This window comes from Streptomyces venezuelae, from assembly GCF_008642315.1.
Taxonomy (GTDB): domain Bacteria; phylum Actinomycetota; class Actinomycetes; order Streptomycetales; family Streptomycetaceae; genus Streptomyces; species Streptomyces venezuelae_D.
Map to the genome: position 1 here is coordinate 4,906,603 of NZ_CP029192.1, position 12,915 is coordinate 4,919,517.

Genomic DNA, 12,915 nt, shown 5'->3' on the forward strand with positions numbered 1-12,915 from the left:
GTGGGGAGGGGGCGGGGCGGCCGTTTCGCGCGGAGGGCCGTAAGTCCCCGGGGGCGGGTCCTTCGGCCGGGAGTGCGCGGGATAGATTCCGATACTTTGAGCGGTACGTGTCGAATGTGATGGAGGGCTTTTCATGGCCGTACACAAGGCCGGGCGCAGGACGGCGCGCGTCGCCACCGCGGTGGCAGCGGCGGCGCTGATCGGGGTGACCGCGTCCGCCTGTGGCCCCGGCGACGACGACCCCAAGGGCGGCGACCGCGTCAGCGAGAAGCCCGCCGCGTCGTCCGGCGAGAAGTCCCCGGACGCCGGCGCTCCGGAGGCGAAGGCCCCGGCGGCGGCCGCTGAGCAGCTCGCCGACGTGCCCGCCTCCGTGAAGGGCGGCGTGATCACGGTCGGCGATCCGAAGGCCAAGCATACGGTCAAGGTCTACGAGGACCCGCGCTGCCCGTTCTGCAAGAAGTTCGAGGACGGCGGGGCTCAGGCGCTGGTCAAGCCGGTGGCCGACGGCAAGGTCAAGGTCGAGTACACGATCGCCTCGTTCCTCGACAAGAACCTCGGCGGCAGCGGCTCGGTGAACGCGGCGAACGCGCTGCGGGCCTCCGTGGAGGCGGGCAAGTTCCCGCAGTTCCACGCCGCCGTCTTCGCCAACCAGGCGGAGGAGGAGTCGGACGACGCCTACACTCCCGCGTTCCTGCTGAAGATCGCCGACAAGGTGGAGGGGCTGCGCGGCGGCGCCTTCGACAAGGCGGTCACCAACGGGACGTACAAGAAGTGGGTCGGCGAGGCGATGGAGTCCTTCAGCGCCGACGGCGTCCAGGGCACGCCGACCGTCTTCATCGACGGCAAGAAGGCGGACGGTGACGGTCTGTACGACCAGGCCTCCTTCGCCAAGGAGCTGAAGGCGAAGGGTATTTCCTGACCCAGGGCCCCGCCCCTCGCTCTCGGCGCCGCCGGGAAATCCCCGTGCGGCGGCGAGGGTGCCTCGGTAATGTCCCGGACGTGATCGACATTCGCATTCCGGACGAGCTGGTCGAGTCGCAGCACCTGTACGCGGGGGAGCCGGGGCGGGCCTTCATCGCCGCGCTCCCCGCGCGCGTACGGGAGTTCGTGGAACGCTGGGACCTGACCGTCGACGGCGACCCGATGCACGGCATGGCGGCACTCGTGCTGCCCGTGGTGTGCGCGGACGGCACGCCCGCCGCGGTCAAGTTCCAGCTTCTGGACGAGGAGACCGAGGGCGAGCCGGTCGCGCTGCGGGTGTGGGACGGCGGCGGGGCGGTCCGGCTCCTCGACCACGACGCCGCCACCGGCACGATGCTGCTCGAACGCCTCGACTCCGGGCGGATGCTGTCGACGATGGCCGACACCCGCAAGGCCGTCCTCGTCATCGCCGAACTCCTCGCCCGCCTCACCGCGACACCCGCCCCCGAGGGCATGCGCGGGCTCGGCGACATCGCGGCCGAGATGGTCGACGACCTGCCGCAGGCCCTGAAGGCGATCGCCGACCCGGGCGAGCGGGCTCTGGTCGAGCGGTGCGGGGGCGCGGTGCGCGAGGTCATGGGGGAGCCCGGCGACCGGATGCTGCACTGGGACCTGCACTTCGAGAACGTGCTGGCGAGCGACCGCGAGCCGTGGCTCGCCATCGATCCGAAGCCGCTCGCGGGCGATCCCGGCTTCGACCTCTGGCCCGCCATCGACAACCGCTTCGAGCCCGACGAGGTGCTGTGGCGGTTCGACGCGATGACGGAGGTGCTCGCCCTCGACCGCGAGCGGGCGCGCGCCTGGACGCTCGGGCGGGTCCTGCAGAACGCGCTGTGGGAGGCCGAGGACGGGCGGCCCATGGTGGCCGACGACATGGAGATCGCACGGCGGCTGCTGGGCCGGTGACGGCTCGGCGGACTCGGCCGACCCGGCCGACCCTGCCGACAGGGCGGGCTCGGCCGACTCGGCAAGCCCGGCAGGCTCAGCAAGCTCGGCAGGTGAGATGCCGTTGACTCGGTGCGGCACGCGTGGCTTGCTGCCTTCATGATTCGTACCGCCACAGCCGCCGACGTCCCCGTCATCCACGCCCTGGTGCGCGACCTCGCCACGTACGAGAAGGTGCCCGACGAGGCGAAGGCCACCGAGGAGCAGCTGCGCGAGGCCCTTTTCGGGGAGCGCCCCGCCGCCTTCGCCCACATCGCCGAGGACGACACGTCCGGCGACGTGGTCGGCTTCGCGCTGTGGTTCCTCAACTTCTCGACGTGGCGCGGTGTGCACGGGATCTACCTGGAGGACCTGTACGTACGCCCCGAGGCGCGCGGCGGCGGGCACGGCAAAGCGCTCCTCACCGAGCTCGCGCGGATCTGCGTGGAGCGCGGTTACGAGCGCCTCGAATGGTCCGTGCTCGACTGGAACGAGCCGTCGATCAACTTCTACCGGTCGCTGGGGGCGCTGCCCCAGGACGAGTGGACCGTGTACCGGCTGACCGACGGCGCGCTGGACGCGCTGGGCGGCCGGTCATAGGGCGCGCGTCAGAACTCGTCCACCGTGTGCGGCAGCAGCGGCGTGTGCAGGGCCGCGTCCAGCGCCGCCGCCGTGCCGGGGGTGTGCTCCGTGGCCAGGCCCGCGCGGATCAGGGCGTCCGTCTTCGTGCCGCCCAGGTAGCAGGCCGCCAGGTCGCGCACGTCGAGGGTGAGGTCCGCGGGGTCCTCCGTCCTCTCGTACGTACATCCCTCGGGGGACGCCGTCAGGCGGTGGCGGCCCTCGTTGGCCGGGAGGCGGTCGTCTCGGACGTCGAGGACCACGTCCACCGGGGCCGCCCAGGAGCGGGCCTCCAGCGCCCCGCGCACGTCGACGAGCCGGACCCACAGCGCGGGGAACTCGCCGGTGACGCGCACCTGGTCGCGGTCGGCCGAGAGGAGGTGCAGCGGGTCGTCCACGGGCCGTCCCCATGCGCGGATGAGGCCCGTCAGGTCGATCGACGCGAGGTAGCGCCAGAGGGCGGCCGCGACGGCGGGTGTGTCCGCCTCCAACTCGTCGAGGCGTACGAGGCCGGGGGCGTCGTCGCGGGTCCTGGTGCGGTAGATCGCGTAACCCGCGACGGAGTCGTCAGGGGCGCCGAGGACCACCACGCGGGGTGGCGACAGCTCGTCGTCCTCCTCGTCCTCATCCACGAGCCACTCCTCGCGCCACCACGCCTCACTGCGGGCGATGCGTCCGGCGCGGTCGGCGCGGGTCCGGTCGTAGTACTCCCCGAGCACGCCGGGTGCCTCGGAGGGGTCGACCAGGCGCAGTGGCCGCTCGTCCGGGGCGATGCGCAGGGCGAGCGGGCGCCGGGAGTCGACCTCCACGGTGTGGCCGTGCGTGGCGGGGCCGAAGCCGAACCTTCCGTAGATCGCGTCCTCCGACGCCCACAGGGCCGCGATCGGCGCGCCGTCCGCCGAGGCCCGCGCGAACAGCTCCGCGAGCATGCCGGAGAGCACGCCGCGCCGCCGGTGCGTCGGGGCCACGGAGACGAACGTCAGGCAGGGGCAGGGCAGTTCGCCACCCGGCACGGACAGGGTGAAGGGGAACGCCGCGACGAAGCCGACGAGTTCGTCGTGCTCGTACGCGCCGATGCGGGTGCAGCCGCGCAGCAGGTCATGGTGGTGCTTGCGCTTCTCGTCCTCAGGGTTCTCGTGGAAGACGAGGTAGGCGAGGGAGAGCGCGCGGTCGATCCCCGCCTCGGGGATGTCGCGGAACCGGACGGATTGGACGGATTCCATACCCATATAACGGACGGTAGTTCCCGCATGCCGTGCGGGCATCCGTATTTCCGTGCGCTCAGGGGATCAGGCTCAGGGGACCGGGCCCAGGGGGCCAGGCTCAGGGGACCAGGACGACCTTGCCCATCGTGGCGCGGGACTCCAGGGCGCGGTGTGCGGCGGCCGCCTCCGCGAGCGGGAAGCGCTGCACGGCCGGGGTGAAGTGGCCGAGCGACGCGGCGGTGAGGGCGGCGAGCTCCAGGGTGCGGACCGGGTTGTCGCCGCCCGCCTTCCGCATCATCGCCGGGCCGAGCACGTTGAGCTGCGTGATGCCGCGCGCGGCGAGCTCCTCCTCGGTGAACGTGAGCGGCTCACCGTCGTGCGGACCCTTCCCGGACCAGCCGAAGACGATGTGGGTGCCGCCGGGGCCGAGCAGGTCCACCGCGTGCCGTCCCGCGTCGCCGCCCACGCCGTCGAAGACGACGGTGGCCGCGCGGCCGTCGAGCCGCTCCGCGAGGTACGCGCGGACCTCCTCGGGCCACTTCGGGTCGGTGTAGTCCACGGCGAGGTCGGCGCCGTTCGCGCGGACGCGGGCCGTCTTCTCCGGGCCGCCCGCCAGGCCGATCACGGTGGCGCCGCGGTACTTGGCGTACTTCGTGAGGAGCGTGCCGATGCCGCCCGCCGCGGCGGGGACGACGGCCACGGATTCGGGCGTCAGCGCGGCGAACCGCAGGATGCCCATCGTCGTACGCCCCGTGCCGATCAGGGCGACCGCCTCCGCGGGGTCGAGGTCGTCGGGGACCTCGTGCAGGCGGGACGCCTCGGTGACGACGCGCTCGGCGTAGCCGCCGGGGGCGAAGCCGATGTGGGCGACGACGCGCCTGCCCAGCCAGTGCGCCGGGACGTCGTCGCCGAGTGCGTCGACGACGCCCGCGATCTCGCGCCCGGGGACGGTGGGCAGGGCGGGGAGTTCGGGCAGCGGGCCCTGGATGCCCTCGCGGATCGCGGTGTCCAGGAGGTGCACGCCGGCCGCCGCCACGGCGATGCGGACCTGACCTGCCGCCGGTTCGGGGTCCGGTATCTCGTCGAGGACGAGATTCTCGGCGGGGCCGAAGGCGTGGAGACGGATGGCGCGCATGAGGGGCTCCTAGAGGGTGTGTCCGTGTGCCCCTCACCTTTCAACCTGAAGTGGACTTGAGGTCAAGCGCCGACTTCGTGAGGGCCAGCGAAACCGCCTCCACCGCGCTGTTGAACGACACCTCGGACAGCAGCCCCGGCGCCGCGACCTGATCGCCCACTACGTAGACACCACCTCCGCGGTCGATCGAGGGGCGGTCCCGCCAGGTCGTACCTGGACGGTCCAGCGCGCCCGTACGGCCGTTCGCGACCGAGGCGCGGCGCCACGTCAGACGTTCGCGCCAGCCCGGGAAGCCGCGGTCGAGGAGGCGCTCCGCGTGGGCCACGCCGTCGGCCTTGGTCTCGTCGGGGGAAAGGGGGATCTGCGCCTGTACGAGCTGCTCCCCGGCGGGGGCGAGCGTACGGTCCTGGGCGGTGAAGCGCTCCACCCAGCCCGTCCTGTCCAGGTCGGAGACGGCGAAGAGGTCGCCCCTTCGGGAACGGAACGCCACGTCGACGAGTGTCGTGCGGCCGCTCTCCCAGCGCAGGGACGCGTCGTCGAGGAGCCTGCGGGCCGCGTCCAGGGACGTCGCGACGATGACGGGCCCGTCCTGCGGGAGGCCGTCGAGCGTGTCCACCCGGTCCAGCGTCTCCGTGCGTACGCCCATGTTCCACGCCAGCGCGGCCATGCGGTCGACGACGGAACCCCAGCCGCCGCGCGGGTAGTGCGCCTGCGGGGGCAGCTTGGTGGTGCGGCGCAGCCGCTCGTGCACGAAGCGGGCGGAGAGCGAGCCGGGGTCGTGGTGGAAAGTGGCGACGGCGACGTAGTGGGCGGCGGCGCGTGCGCCCTCCTCGCCGACCTCCTCCGTGGCCCACGACATGAAGTCACGGTCCACCGGCGCCTGTTCGGTCCTTCGGCGCAGGAGTTTGAGCATGGCGAGGGGCGGGGTGCGGCGCAGTGCGCCCCCGTGGAGTAGGCGCAGGCGGGTGCCTTCGAGGGGTGGGAGCGGGGCGAGCGGCCCGATGAGGTCGCGCTGCTTGAGCCAGGTCCACAGGGGGCCGCCGTTGTAGAGGGCGTGGGGGCCCTCGTTCGTCTTGTACGTGCCTTCGGAGGTGCGGGCGCGGCCGCCGAGGGTGTGGTGGGCCTCGCGGAGGGTGACGCGGGCGCCCGCCTCGGCGGCGCTGATGGCCGCGGTGAGGCCGGCGAGGCCGCCGCCGATGACGGTGAGCTTGAGGCTTGGCCTGCTGGGGGGCGTGTACGTGGGCATGGAGGTGGGCTCCCTCGGGCCGGGTGCTTGGACTTCACCTCTTGGACGTGCCGGGGTGGTCGGGATGTGACATCGGGCCGGTGGGAGGCTCCGGCGGTCGGCGGGCGTTGTCAGTGCCGGGGTGCACGATGGGGGAATGGCGCAGAGGACGAAACCGGTGCGGGTGGTCGAGGCGGTTCGACGGGCCGAGGTGCGGTTGCCTCCGCTCCGGCCGTTCGACGGAGGGGAGCTGCGGCCCGACGGGGACTACGACGGCGTGGAATTCCGGGACCTGGACCTCTGCGGGCAGGACGGTGGCGGCGCCCTGTTCATGGACTGCGCGGTGACGGGGTGCGCGGTCGGCGAGACGCGGCTGGTCAGGGCGCGGTTCGTGGACTCCGTGCTGACGGAGCCGCGCGGGGTGGGGACGGACCTCGCCGAGGCGTCGCTGCGGGACGTCGAGGTCGTCGACGCGTGGCTCGGCGGCGTGCAGCTGCACGGGGGCGTCCTGGAGCGGGTCGTGGTGCGCGGCGGAAAGATCGACTACGTGAACCTGCGGAAGGCGCGGCTGCGGGACGTCGTGTTCGAGGGGTGCGTCCTGGTCGAGCCGGACTTCGGGCAGGCGTCGCTGGAGCGGGTCGAGTTCCGGGACTGCGTGGTGCGGGGAGCGGACTTCACGGGGGTGCGGATGAAGGACGTGGACCTGCGGGACGCGGCGGAGCTGGACATCGCGCGGGGCATCGAGCGCCTCGCCGGTGCGGTGATCAGCCCGTCCCAGCTCATGGAACTGGCTCCGGCGTTCGCGGCGCAGGTGGGGGTGCGGGTGGCGGGGCCGGGGGAGTAGCGGCAGCTCCCCTGGGAGCTATGAGGTGCGGGGGAAGCGGGACAGCAGGGACCAGATCGCCGGGTTGTCCGCGAGCGAGTCGTGGAGGTCCGTGAGGTCGGCGACCAGATCGTGCAGGAAGTCCCGCGCCTCGCGGCGGAGCTCGCTGTGCGAGAAGGTCAGCGGCGCCTCGTCCGGATCCATCCAGTCCGCCTCGATGTCGACCCAGCCGAAACGGCGGGCGAACAGCATGCGGTCCGTCGACTCCGTGAAGTCGAGCTCCGCGTACTGGGGGCGGGAGGCCCGGCTGCCCATCGGATCCTTGTCGAGCGTCTCGACGATGTCGCACAGCGCCCACGCGAAGTCCAGCACGGGAACCCATCCCCAGGCTGTGGACAGCTCCCGGTCCGCCTTGGTGTCCGCCAGGTACACGTCCCCGCAGAACAGGTCGTGACGCAGCGCGTGGACGTCCGCGCGGCTGTAGTCCAGCTGGGCGGGGTCGGGGAAGCGGCGGGAGAGGGCGTAGCCGATGTCGAGCACGGGTCGATGGTGTCATGGGCGGGGCGTGTGGGTCGGCTTCACGCCGCTGACCTGCAGAAACGATGCCGCTCACGCGTTCGGGTGAACGGTTCGCCGTTCCGTAGGGGCGTTGAGGCCTAGGCTGACCGTGTCGCGTTGAGCGAAGGAGGTTCCGTCATGGCAGCACTGCCACTTCCGGAGTACGAGCCCTGCCAGGAGTTCGACCGTCGGTCTCTGGTGAGTCTCGTCCAGGACCGGGTGCCTGCCATGCCGGTGGAGGAAGCCTTCGTCTGGTTCAACGCGGTTGCCCCCAAGGGGTGGCGCGTGGAGTTGATCGAAGGGGAGATCCACGTGACGCCTCCGCCCAATGGGGAGCATGAGGAAATCGTGTCCGAAATCAACGGGCAGGTGCGTGACCACCGCAAGGATTTGGGGCGCTACACGAGTATCGGCCTCTACGTGCCGGGCGCCTCGTTGACCGGGCAGGTTATGCCCGACCTGGTGCTCGCCCCCAAGGGCAGCTTCGCCAACGAGGACAAGTACCACGACCCCGCCGCCGTCCTCCTCGTTGCGGAAGTGACCTCCCGGTCCACCGGCGACAACGACCGGCACAAGAAGATCCTCGGTTATGCCCGCGCGGGCATCCCCGTCTACCTGCTCATCGACCGTGAGGCGGGGAACGCCGTGCTGTACACGGAGCCCGCCGGCGAGGAGTACGAGCACCAGGAGATCTTCAAGCTGTCCAAGGTCGTCCCCCTTCCGGAGCCCCTCGGCTTCGAGCTCGACACCAGCGATTTCTGAACCGCCTCACGGCAGCAGGCGCTGTTCCTTCGCCACGGAGACCGCTCCTGCCCTCGTGTCCACGCCCAGCTTGTCGTAGATGCGGCCCAGGTGGGTTTTTACCGTGGCCTCGCTGATGAAGAGGGCGCGGGCGATCTCGCGGTTGCCGAGGCCCTGGGAGAGCTGGCCGAGGATGTCGCGTTCGCGGTCGGTGAGCGTGGGGCGGGGGGCGCGCATGCGGGCCATGACGCGGGAGGCGACCGGGGGTGAGAGCGCGGTGCGGCCCTGGGACGCGGCCTGGATCGCGGAGAAGAGTTCCTCGGGGCGCTCCGCCTTGAGGAGGTAGCCCGTCGCGCCCGCCTCGATGGCGCGGGTGATGTCCGCGTCCGTGTCGTACGTGGTCAGGACCAGGACGTGGGGCGTCGGGGACGGGGCCGACGTGATGCGGCGGGTGGCTTCCACGCCGTCGATGCCCTCGCCCAGTTGCAGGTCCATCAGGACGACGTCCGGCGTCAGCTTCGCGGCCAGCGCCACCGCCTCCTCGCCCGTGCCCGCCTCGCCGACCACCTCGATGTCCGGCGCGCTGCCGAGCAGGGCGAGCAGGCCCGCGCGCACGACGACGTGGTCGTCGCAGACCAGCAGGCGGACGGGGGTGGGGGCGGGGGCTGTGCCGGTCACTGTGTCTCCAGCGGGATCGATACGGACAGGACCGCGCCCTCGCCGGGCGCCGACTCGATGGTCAGTGTGCCGCCGAGCTGGTGGGCCCGCGCGCGGATCGCGGGCAGACCGTGTCCGCGTACGCCCGTACCGGCTCCCGTGGCGGACGGCGGCGTGAAACCGCGGCCGTCGTCCGCGACGTCCAGGACCACCTGGTCGTCGAGGAACGTGAGGGTCAGCGCCGCCGTGTTCGCGTCCGCGTGTTCGCGTACGTTCGCCAGGGCGCCCTGCGCGATGCGCAGCAGCGCCGAGCTCACCCGGTCGGGCAGCGGCGGCGGGGTGCCCTCCGCGTGGAAGCGGACGGTGAGTCCCGCGTCCGACTCGCGCTCCGCGAGCGCCCGCAGCGCCTGGACCACGCCGCCGCCGTCCGCGAGGTCGGCCGGCGCCAGGTCGTGCACGAAACGGCGGGCCTCCGCGAGTCCGTGCTCGGTGATCGACTCCGCGGTGCGGACGTGCGTGCGGGCCTTCGCCGGGTCCGTGTCCCAGACGCGGTCGGCGGCCTGCAGCAGCATCTGCTGGCTGGACAGGCCCTGCGCGAGGGTGTCGTGGATCTCCATGGACAGGCGCTGGCGCTCGGCGAGGGTGCCCTCGCGGCGCTCCGTGGCGGCCAGTTCGCGGCGCGTACGGATGAGGTCGTCGATGAGTTCGCGCTGGCGGGCGGCCTGCCGCTGCATGTACAGGAACACGGCCGCCGCGACCGCCGCCCACGCGGGCGGCGCGAACAGCAGTATCGGGTCGAAGGCGCCCGCGAGTTTCAGCTGCGCGACGACCACGAACGCGGTCAGCACGGCCACCAGGAAGAGGGCGGCGCGCGGCGGCAGCGTACGGAGTCCGGTGTAGAAGAGCGGCACCGCGCACCACGCGAAACTCGGCGCGAGTATGACGATCACGACCCAGACGGCCACGACGAGGCTCAGCCAGATCAGGCGGCGCGGTGCGGTGGGGCGGGCGCCGACGGTGGGGCCGAGCACGTAGAGGAGCGCGAGGGAGACGGAGAGCGCGATGATCCACGGGGTGCGGGGCTCACCGGGGTGCCGCATCAGGAAGCGGGCCAGTGACGACCCGAGGAGCAGGAAGAACGCGGTGTGCATGACGGCCGCGAGCCAGCGGGCGTCCGGGTCGGGCGGCGTGCGGGGGTCGAGGCCGGGAGTGCGGGGGGTGGGGCCCGGCGTGCGCTGTCCCACGGCGGGGCCTCCTTCTCGTACGGCTCGTACGTCTCGCATGTCTCATACGGCTCGTACAGCCATCCTGAACTGGGCAAACAACCTCATTGTGACCCGCCGGGACCCCACAGGGGTCAACCGATCGGTTGACCCTGGTGTCGGCCGAGTCGCGCGCGGCAGCGAGCCGGTACGTGGAGGGGTGGGCCCCGGGTGCGGCCACAGCATTGAGGGCAGAGGCAAGAACCCCTCCCTCGACCGCCTCACGAGACCACCACCTCACGAGACCACCACCCCAGGAGCCCCCGATGCAGAAGCTCTCCCGCCGCACCCGCGTCCTCACCGTCGCCGCCACCGCCGCCGTCCTCGGCGCCGGCACCTTCGGCGCCGTCTCCGCCACCGCCGGCACCCCCGACGCCGCTTCCAAGGCCGCCGTCACCGCCGACGCGGGCAACAAGAACCTGACGCAGTCCACGCACCTCACCGTCGCCGCCGCCACCAAGGCCGCGCAGGCCACCCTCGACGCCGCGAAGAAGGAGAACCAGCGCGTCTCCGTCGCCGTCGTCGACCGCAACGGCAACACCATCGTCGAGCTGCGCGGCGACGGCGCGGGCCCGCAGTCCCCCGAGTCCGCCGTGAAGAAGGCGTACACCGCCGTGTCCTGGAACGCGCCCACCTCCGAGCTGACCAAGCGCCTGGAGCAGGCCCCGAACCTGAAGGACATCCCCGGCACCCTGTTCCTCGCGGGCGGCGCGCCGGTCACGGCCAAGGGCGCGCCCGTCGCGGGCATCGGTGTCGCCGGCGCCCCGAGCGGCGACCTGGACGAGAAGTTCGCGAAGGCGGGCGTGGCGGCGCTCAACCGCTGATCTCCTTCATGCACAGGCTTTTCCCGGCCCCCGCGCCCGTCCGCGCGGGGGCCCGCACGACGAGGAGATCCGCCATGAACACCACCGCCGCCGACCGGCGCCTGCTCGACGCCGCCGGCACCGGGAACGCCGCCGAAGTGACCGCAGCCCTCGACGAGGGCGCCCGCGTCGAGGCACGCGACACCGAACTGCGCAGCCCGCTGCTGCTCGCCGCGATCGGCGACCACGTCGAGGCGGCCCGCGTGCTCGTCGCGGCAGGGGCCGACGTCGACGCGCAGGACCACCGTTCCGACAGCCCCTGGCTGGTCACGGGAGTGACGGGCAGCGTCGCCATGCTGCACGCGCTGCTGCCCGCCGGGCCCGACCTGAAGCTGCGCAACCGCTTCGGCGGGATCTCCGTGATCCCCGCGTCGGAGCGCGGCCATGTCGCGTACGTACGGGAAGTGCTGCGCGTCACCGACATCGACGTCGACCACGTCAACGACCTCGGCTGGACCGCCCTCCTGGAGGCCGTGATCCTCGGCGACGGCGGCCGCGCGCACCAGGAGATCGTCGAGCTGCTCCTCGCCGCGGGCGCGACGCCGGACCTCGCGGACCGGGACGGCGTCACACCGCTCGCGCACGCCGAGCGGCGCGGCTTCGACCGCATCGCGGCGCTGCTGCGGAGCGCGCGGTGAAGGGGAGCGGCGGAAAGGGGCGTGCCGTGAAGGGGCGTGTCATTGAAGGGCGTGCCGTGACGGGGCGCGCGGCGGTCCGGCGGGTCTTCGCCGCCACGACGGCCGTGGTCGCCGCCGCCGCTGTACTCGCGGGCTGCGCGACCGGCGACGACGGAGCCGCCGCGTCCACCCCGGACCCGGCCCGCGCCACCGCGACCCCCGAACCCGCACGCCCCACCGCCACCCTCCCCACCACGACCAAGACCCCCGAAGGCACCCTCCTCGTGGCCGACTTCGGCTCCGACACCGTCACCTTCGTCGACCCGGAGAAGGGCCCCGTCGACTCCGTGAAGGTCGGCAAGGCGCCCTACGGTCTGACCGTCGGCGAGGACGGCCGTGCCTGGGTGGCGACCGCCGAGGGCGTCGCCGTCGTCGACACCGCCGCACGCGAGCGCGTCGACCGCATCCCGTACGAGACGGAGACCGGCCCGGTCACGACCGGCGAGTACCGCGGCGGCGGCATGGGCATCGCCCTCGCACCCGACGGCGAGCACGTCTACGTGGGCGTCAACGTGCCGGACGGCAACGGGGTCCTTGAGGTCATCGACACGGACGAGCGGGAGGTCACCGACGCCGTGCCCGTCGGGCGGCGGCCCTTCGACGTCGACGTGTCGAAGGACGGCCGCGAGGTCTACGCGACCGACCACGACTCCTTCGACGTGACGGTCGTACGCACCGACTCGCCGAAGTCGAAGCCGAAACCGCGCCGCATCGAAGTCGCCCCCTACGGAACGGAGGGCGGCCTCGGCTCCTGGCTGAAGCCGCACTACACGGCCGTGCGGCCCGCCGACGGCAAGCTCCTGCTGCCCTTCGAGGGCGAGAAGCTCGTCGTGCTCGATCCGCGCACCGGCGAGTACGACGTCGAGAAGATGACCGCCAACACGCACCAGCACGGCGTGACGGTCACGGACGACGGCACGCTCTATGCCGTCGGCACCGGGCCCATCGACCCGGACGCCGACGAAGGGCCCTCGCTGACGGTGCGGACGAAGGGCGGCGAGGAGCGCGTGATCCCGCTGGACGGACCGCACGAGGACGTCGCCGTGTCCGGGGACGGCCGTACCGCGTACGTCACGGGCGGCTTCACCCGCGACGGCTACTGGAACGGCATCTCGGTCGTCGACACGGAGGACGGGACGGTGCGCCGACTCCCGGCGGGAGAGCGGCCGTTGGGCATCGCGGTGCTCTGACGGGGCTCCGCCGCGACAGCGGGCGGCGGCCATACCGACCCGCTCCGAACATTTGC

General features: G+C 72.5%; 14 protein-coding genes. 8 read left to right on the plus strand and 6 right to left on the minus strand.

The window, feature by feature from the left end; translation table 11 throughout:
- The first annotated feature begins 133 nt into the window (after positions 1–133).
- The 3 genes from DEJ48_RS21460 (at position 134) to DEJ48_RS21470 (ending at position 2,505) form a co-directional block, all read left to right on the plus strand.
- Complete coding sequence (locus tag DEJ48_RS21460) at positions 134–919, plus strand: DsbA family protein (RefSeq protein ID WP_150217730.1); 786 nt, start codon at positions 134–136, stop codon at positions 917–919.
- Positions 920–999: 80 nt separating this feature from the next.
- Entirely contained in the window at positions 1,000–1,887 is an 888-nt protein-coding gene (locus DEJ48_RS21465) for an aminoglycoside phosphotransferase family protein (RefSeq protein WP_150217731.1), read from the plus strand.
- A 138-nt stretch (positions 1,888–2,025) separates the two neighbouring features.
- Positions 2,026–2,505 (plus strand): GNAT family N-acetyltransferase, encoded by a 480-nt coding sequence (locus DEJ48_RS21470; RefSeq protein WP_150217732.1) that lies wholly within the window; start codon positions 2,026–2,028, stop codon positions 2,503–2,505.
- Positions 2,506–2,513: 8 nt separating this feature from the next.
- On the opposite strand, the gene DEJ48_RS21475 is transcribed toward DEJ48_RS21470, so the two are convergent.
- The 3 genes from DEJ48_RS21475 to DEJ48_RS21485 form a co-directional block, all read right to left on the minus strand.
- The gene (locus tag DEJ48_RS21475; RefSeq protein ID WP_223832136.1) at positions 2,514–3,752 is read right to left on the minus strand and encodes a GNAT family N-acetyltransferase; all 1,239 of its coding nucleotides are present in this window, start codon (positions 3,750–3,752) and stop codon (positions 2,514–2,516) included.
- Between the two features lie 94 nt (positions 3,753–3,846).
- Positions 3,847–4,863, minus strand: coding sequence for a zinc-binding dehydrogenase (locus tag DEJ48_RS21480; protein ID WP_150217733.1), 1,017 nt, complete (start codon positions 4,861–4,863; stop codon positions 3,847–3,849).
- A gap of 40 nt (positions 4,864–4,903) precedes the next feature.
- Entirely contained in the window at positions 4,904–6,109 is a 1,206-nt protein-coding gene (locus DEJ48_RS21485) for an NAD(P)-binding protein (RefSeq protein ID WP_150217734.1), read from the minus strand.
- Between the two features lie 136 nt (positions 6,110–6,245).
- Here DEJ48_RS21485 and DEJ48_RS21490 point away from each other — a divergent pair, with 136 nt between their 5' ends.
- Positions 6,246–6,932 carry a pentapeptide repeat-containing protein gene (locus tag DEJ48_RS21490; RefSeq protein ID WP_150217735.1) on the plus strand — a complete coding sequence of 229 codons (687 nt, stop codon included), beginning with the start codon at positions 6,246–6,248 and terminating at the stop codon, positions 6,930–6,932.
- An 18-nt stretch (positions 6,933–6,950) separates the two neighbouring features.
- Here the strand turns inward: DEJ48_RS21490 and DEJ48_RS21495 are convergent, their stop codons facing one another.
- Entirely contained in the window at positions 6,951–7,451 is a 501-nt protein-coding gene (locus DEJ48_RS21495; RefSeq protein ID WP_150217736.1) for a hypothetical protein, read from the minus strand.
- A gap of 156 nt (positions 7,452–7,607) precedes the next feature.
- On the opposite strand from DEJ48_RS21495, the gene DEJ48_RS21500 reads away from it, so the two are divergent.
- Complete coding sequence (locus DEJ48_RS21500; RefSeq protein WP_150217737.1) at positions 7,608–8,231, plus strand: Uma2 family endonuclease; 624 nt, start codon at positions 7,608–7,610, stop codon at positions 8,229–8,231.
- A 6-nt stretch (positions 8,232–8,237) separates the two neighbouring features.
- Here DEJ48_RS21500 and DEJ48_RS21505 read toward each other — a convergent pair whose 3' ends face one another.
- A complete protein-coding gene (locus DEJ48_RS21505; protein WP_150217738.1) occupies positions 8,238–8,888 on the minus strand; it encodes a response regulator in 651 nt (216 codons plus the stop codon).
- Positions 8,885–10,150, minus strand: coding sequence for a sensor histidine kinase (locus tag DEJ48_RS21510; RefSeq protein ID WP_150217739.1), 1,266 nt, complete (start codon positions 10,148–10,150; stop codon positions 8,885–8,887). Before DEJ48_RS21510 ends, DEJ48_RS21505 begins: the two co-directional genes overlap by 4 nt.
- Positions 10,151–10,395: 245 nt before the next feature.
- On the opposite strand from DEJ48_RS21510, the gene DEJ48_RS21515 reads away from it, so the two are divergent.
- The 3 genes from DEJ48_RS21515 to DEJ48_RS21525 all read left to right on the plus strand — a co-directional run bounded on the left by DEJ48_RS21515 (position 10,396) and on the right by DEJ48_RS21525 (position 12,859).
- Positions 10,396–10,953: a GlcG/HbpS family heme-binding protein gene (locus DEJ48_RS21515; protein ID WP_150184792.1), complete on the plus strand. Its 558-nt coding sequence runs from the start codon at positions 10,396–10,398 to the stop codon at positions 10,951–10,953.
- Between the two features lie 74 nt (positions 10,954–11,027).
- Positions 11,028–11,630, plus strand: a complete 603-nt coding sequence (locus DEJ48_RS21520) for an ankyrin repeat domain-containing protein (protein ID WP_150217740.1) — start codon at positions 11,028–11,030, stop codon at positions 11,628–11,630.
- Between the two features lie 56 nt (positions 11,631–11,686).
- Positions 11,687–12,859 carry a YncE family protein gene (locus DEJ48_RS21525; protein ID WP_150221294.1) on the plus strand — a complete coding sequence of 391 codons (1,173 nt, stop codon included), beginning with the start codon at positions 11,687–11,689 and terminating at the stop codon, positions 12,857–12,859.
- The last annotated feature ends 56 nt before the right edge of the window (positions 12,860–12,915 follow it).

Excerpts from the sequence above, each read along its gene's own strand:
- DEJ48_RS21520 (WP_150217740.1), top strand. The coding sequence starts at position 11,028 with ATGAACACCACCGCCGCCGACCGGCGCCTGCTCGACGCCGCCGGCACC.
- DEJ48_RS21500 (WP_150217737.1), top strand. The coding sequence starts at position 7,608 with ATGGCAGCACTGCCACTTCCGGAGTACGAGCCCTGCCAGGAGTTCGAC.
- DEJ48_RS21470 (WP_150217732.1), top strand. The coding sequence starts at position 2,026 with ATGATTCGTACCGCCACAGCCGCCGACGTCCCCGTCATCCACGCCCTG.
- DEJ48_RS21460 (WP_150217730.1), top strand. The coding sequence starts at position 134 with ATGGCCGTACACAAGGCCGGGCGCAGGACGGCGCGCGTCGCCACCGCG.
- DEJ48_RS21510 (WP_150217739.1), bottom strand. The coding sequence starts at position 10,150 with ATGCGAGACGTACGAGCCGTACGAGAAGGAGGCCCCGCCGTGGGACAG.
- DEJ48_RS21480 (WP_150217733.1), bottom strand. The coding sequence starts at position 4,863 with ATGCGCGCCATCCGTCTCCACGCCTTCGGCCCCGCCGAGAATCTCGTC.
- DEJ48_RS21515 (WP_150184792.1), top strand. The coding sequence starts at position 10,396 with ATGCAGAAGCTCTCCCGCCGCACCCGCGTCCTCACCGTCGCCGCCACC.
- DEJ48_RS21485 (WP_150217734.1), bottom strand. The coding sequence starts at position 6,109 with ATGCCCACGTACACGCCCCCCAGCAGGCCAAGCCTCAAGCTCACCGTC.
- DEJ48_RS21490 (WP_150217735.1), top strand. The coding sequence starts at position 6,246 with ATGGCGCAGAGGACGAAACCGGTGCGGGTGGTCGAGGCGGTTCGACGG.
- DEJ48_RS21475 (WP_223832136.1), bottom strand. The coding sequence starts at position 3,752 with ATGGGTATGGAATCCGTCCAATCCGTCCGGTTCCGCGACATCCCCGAG.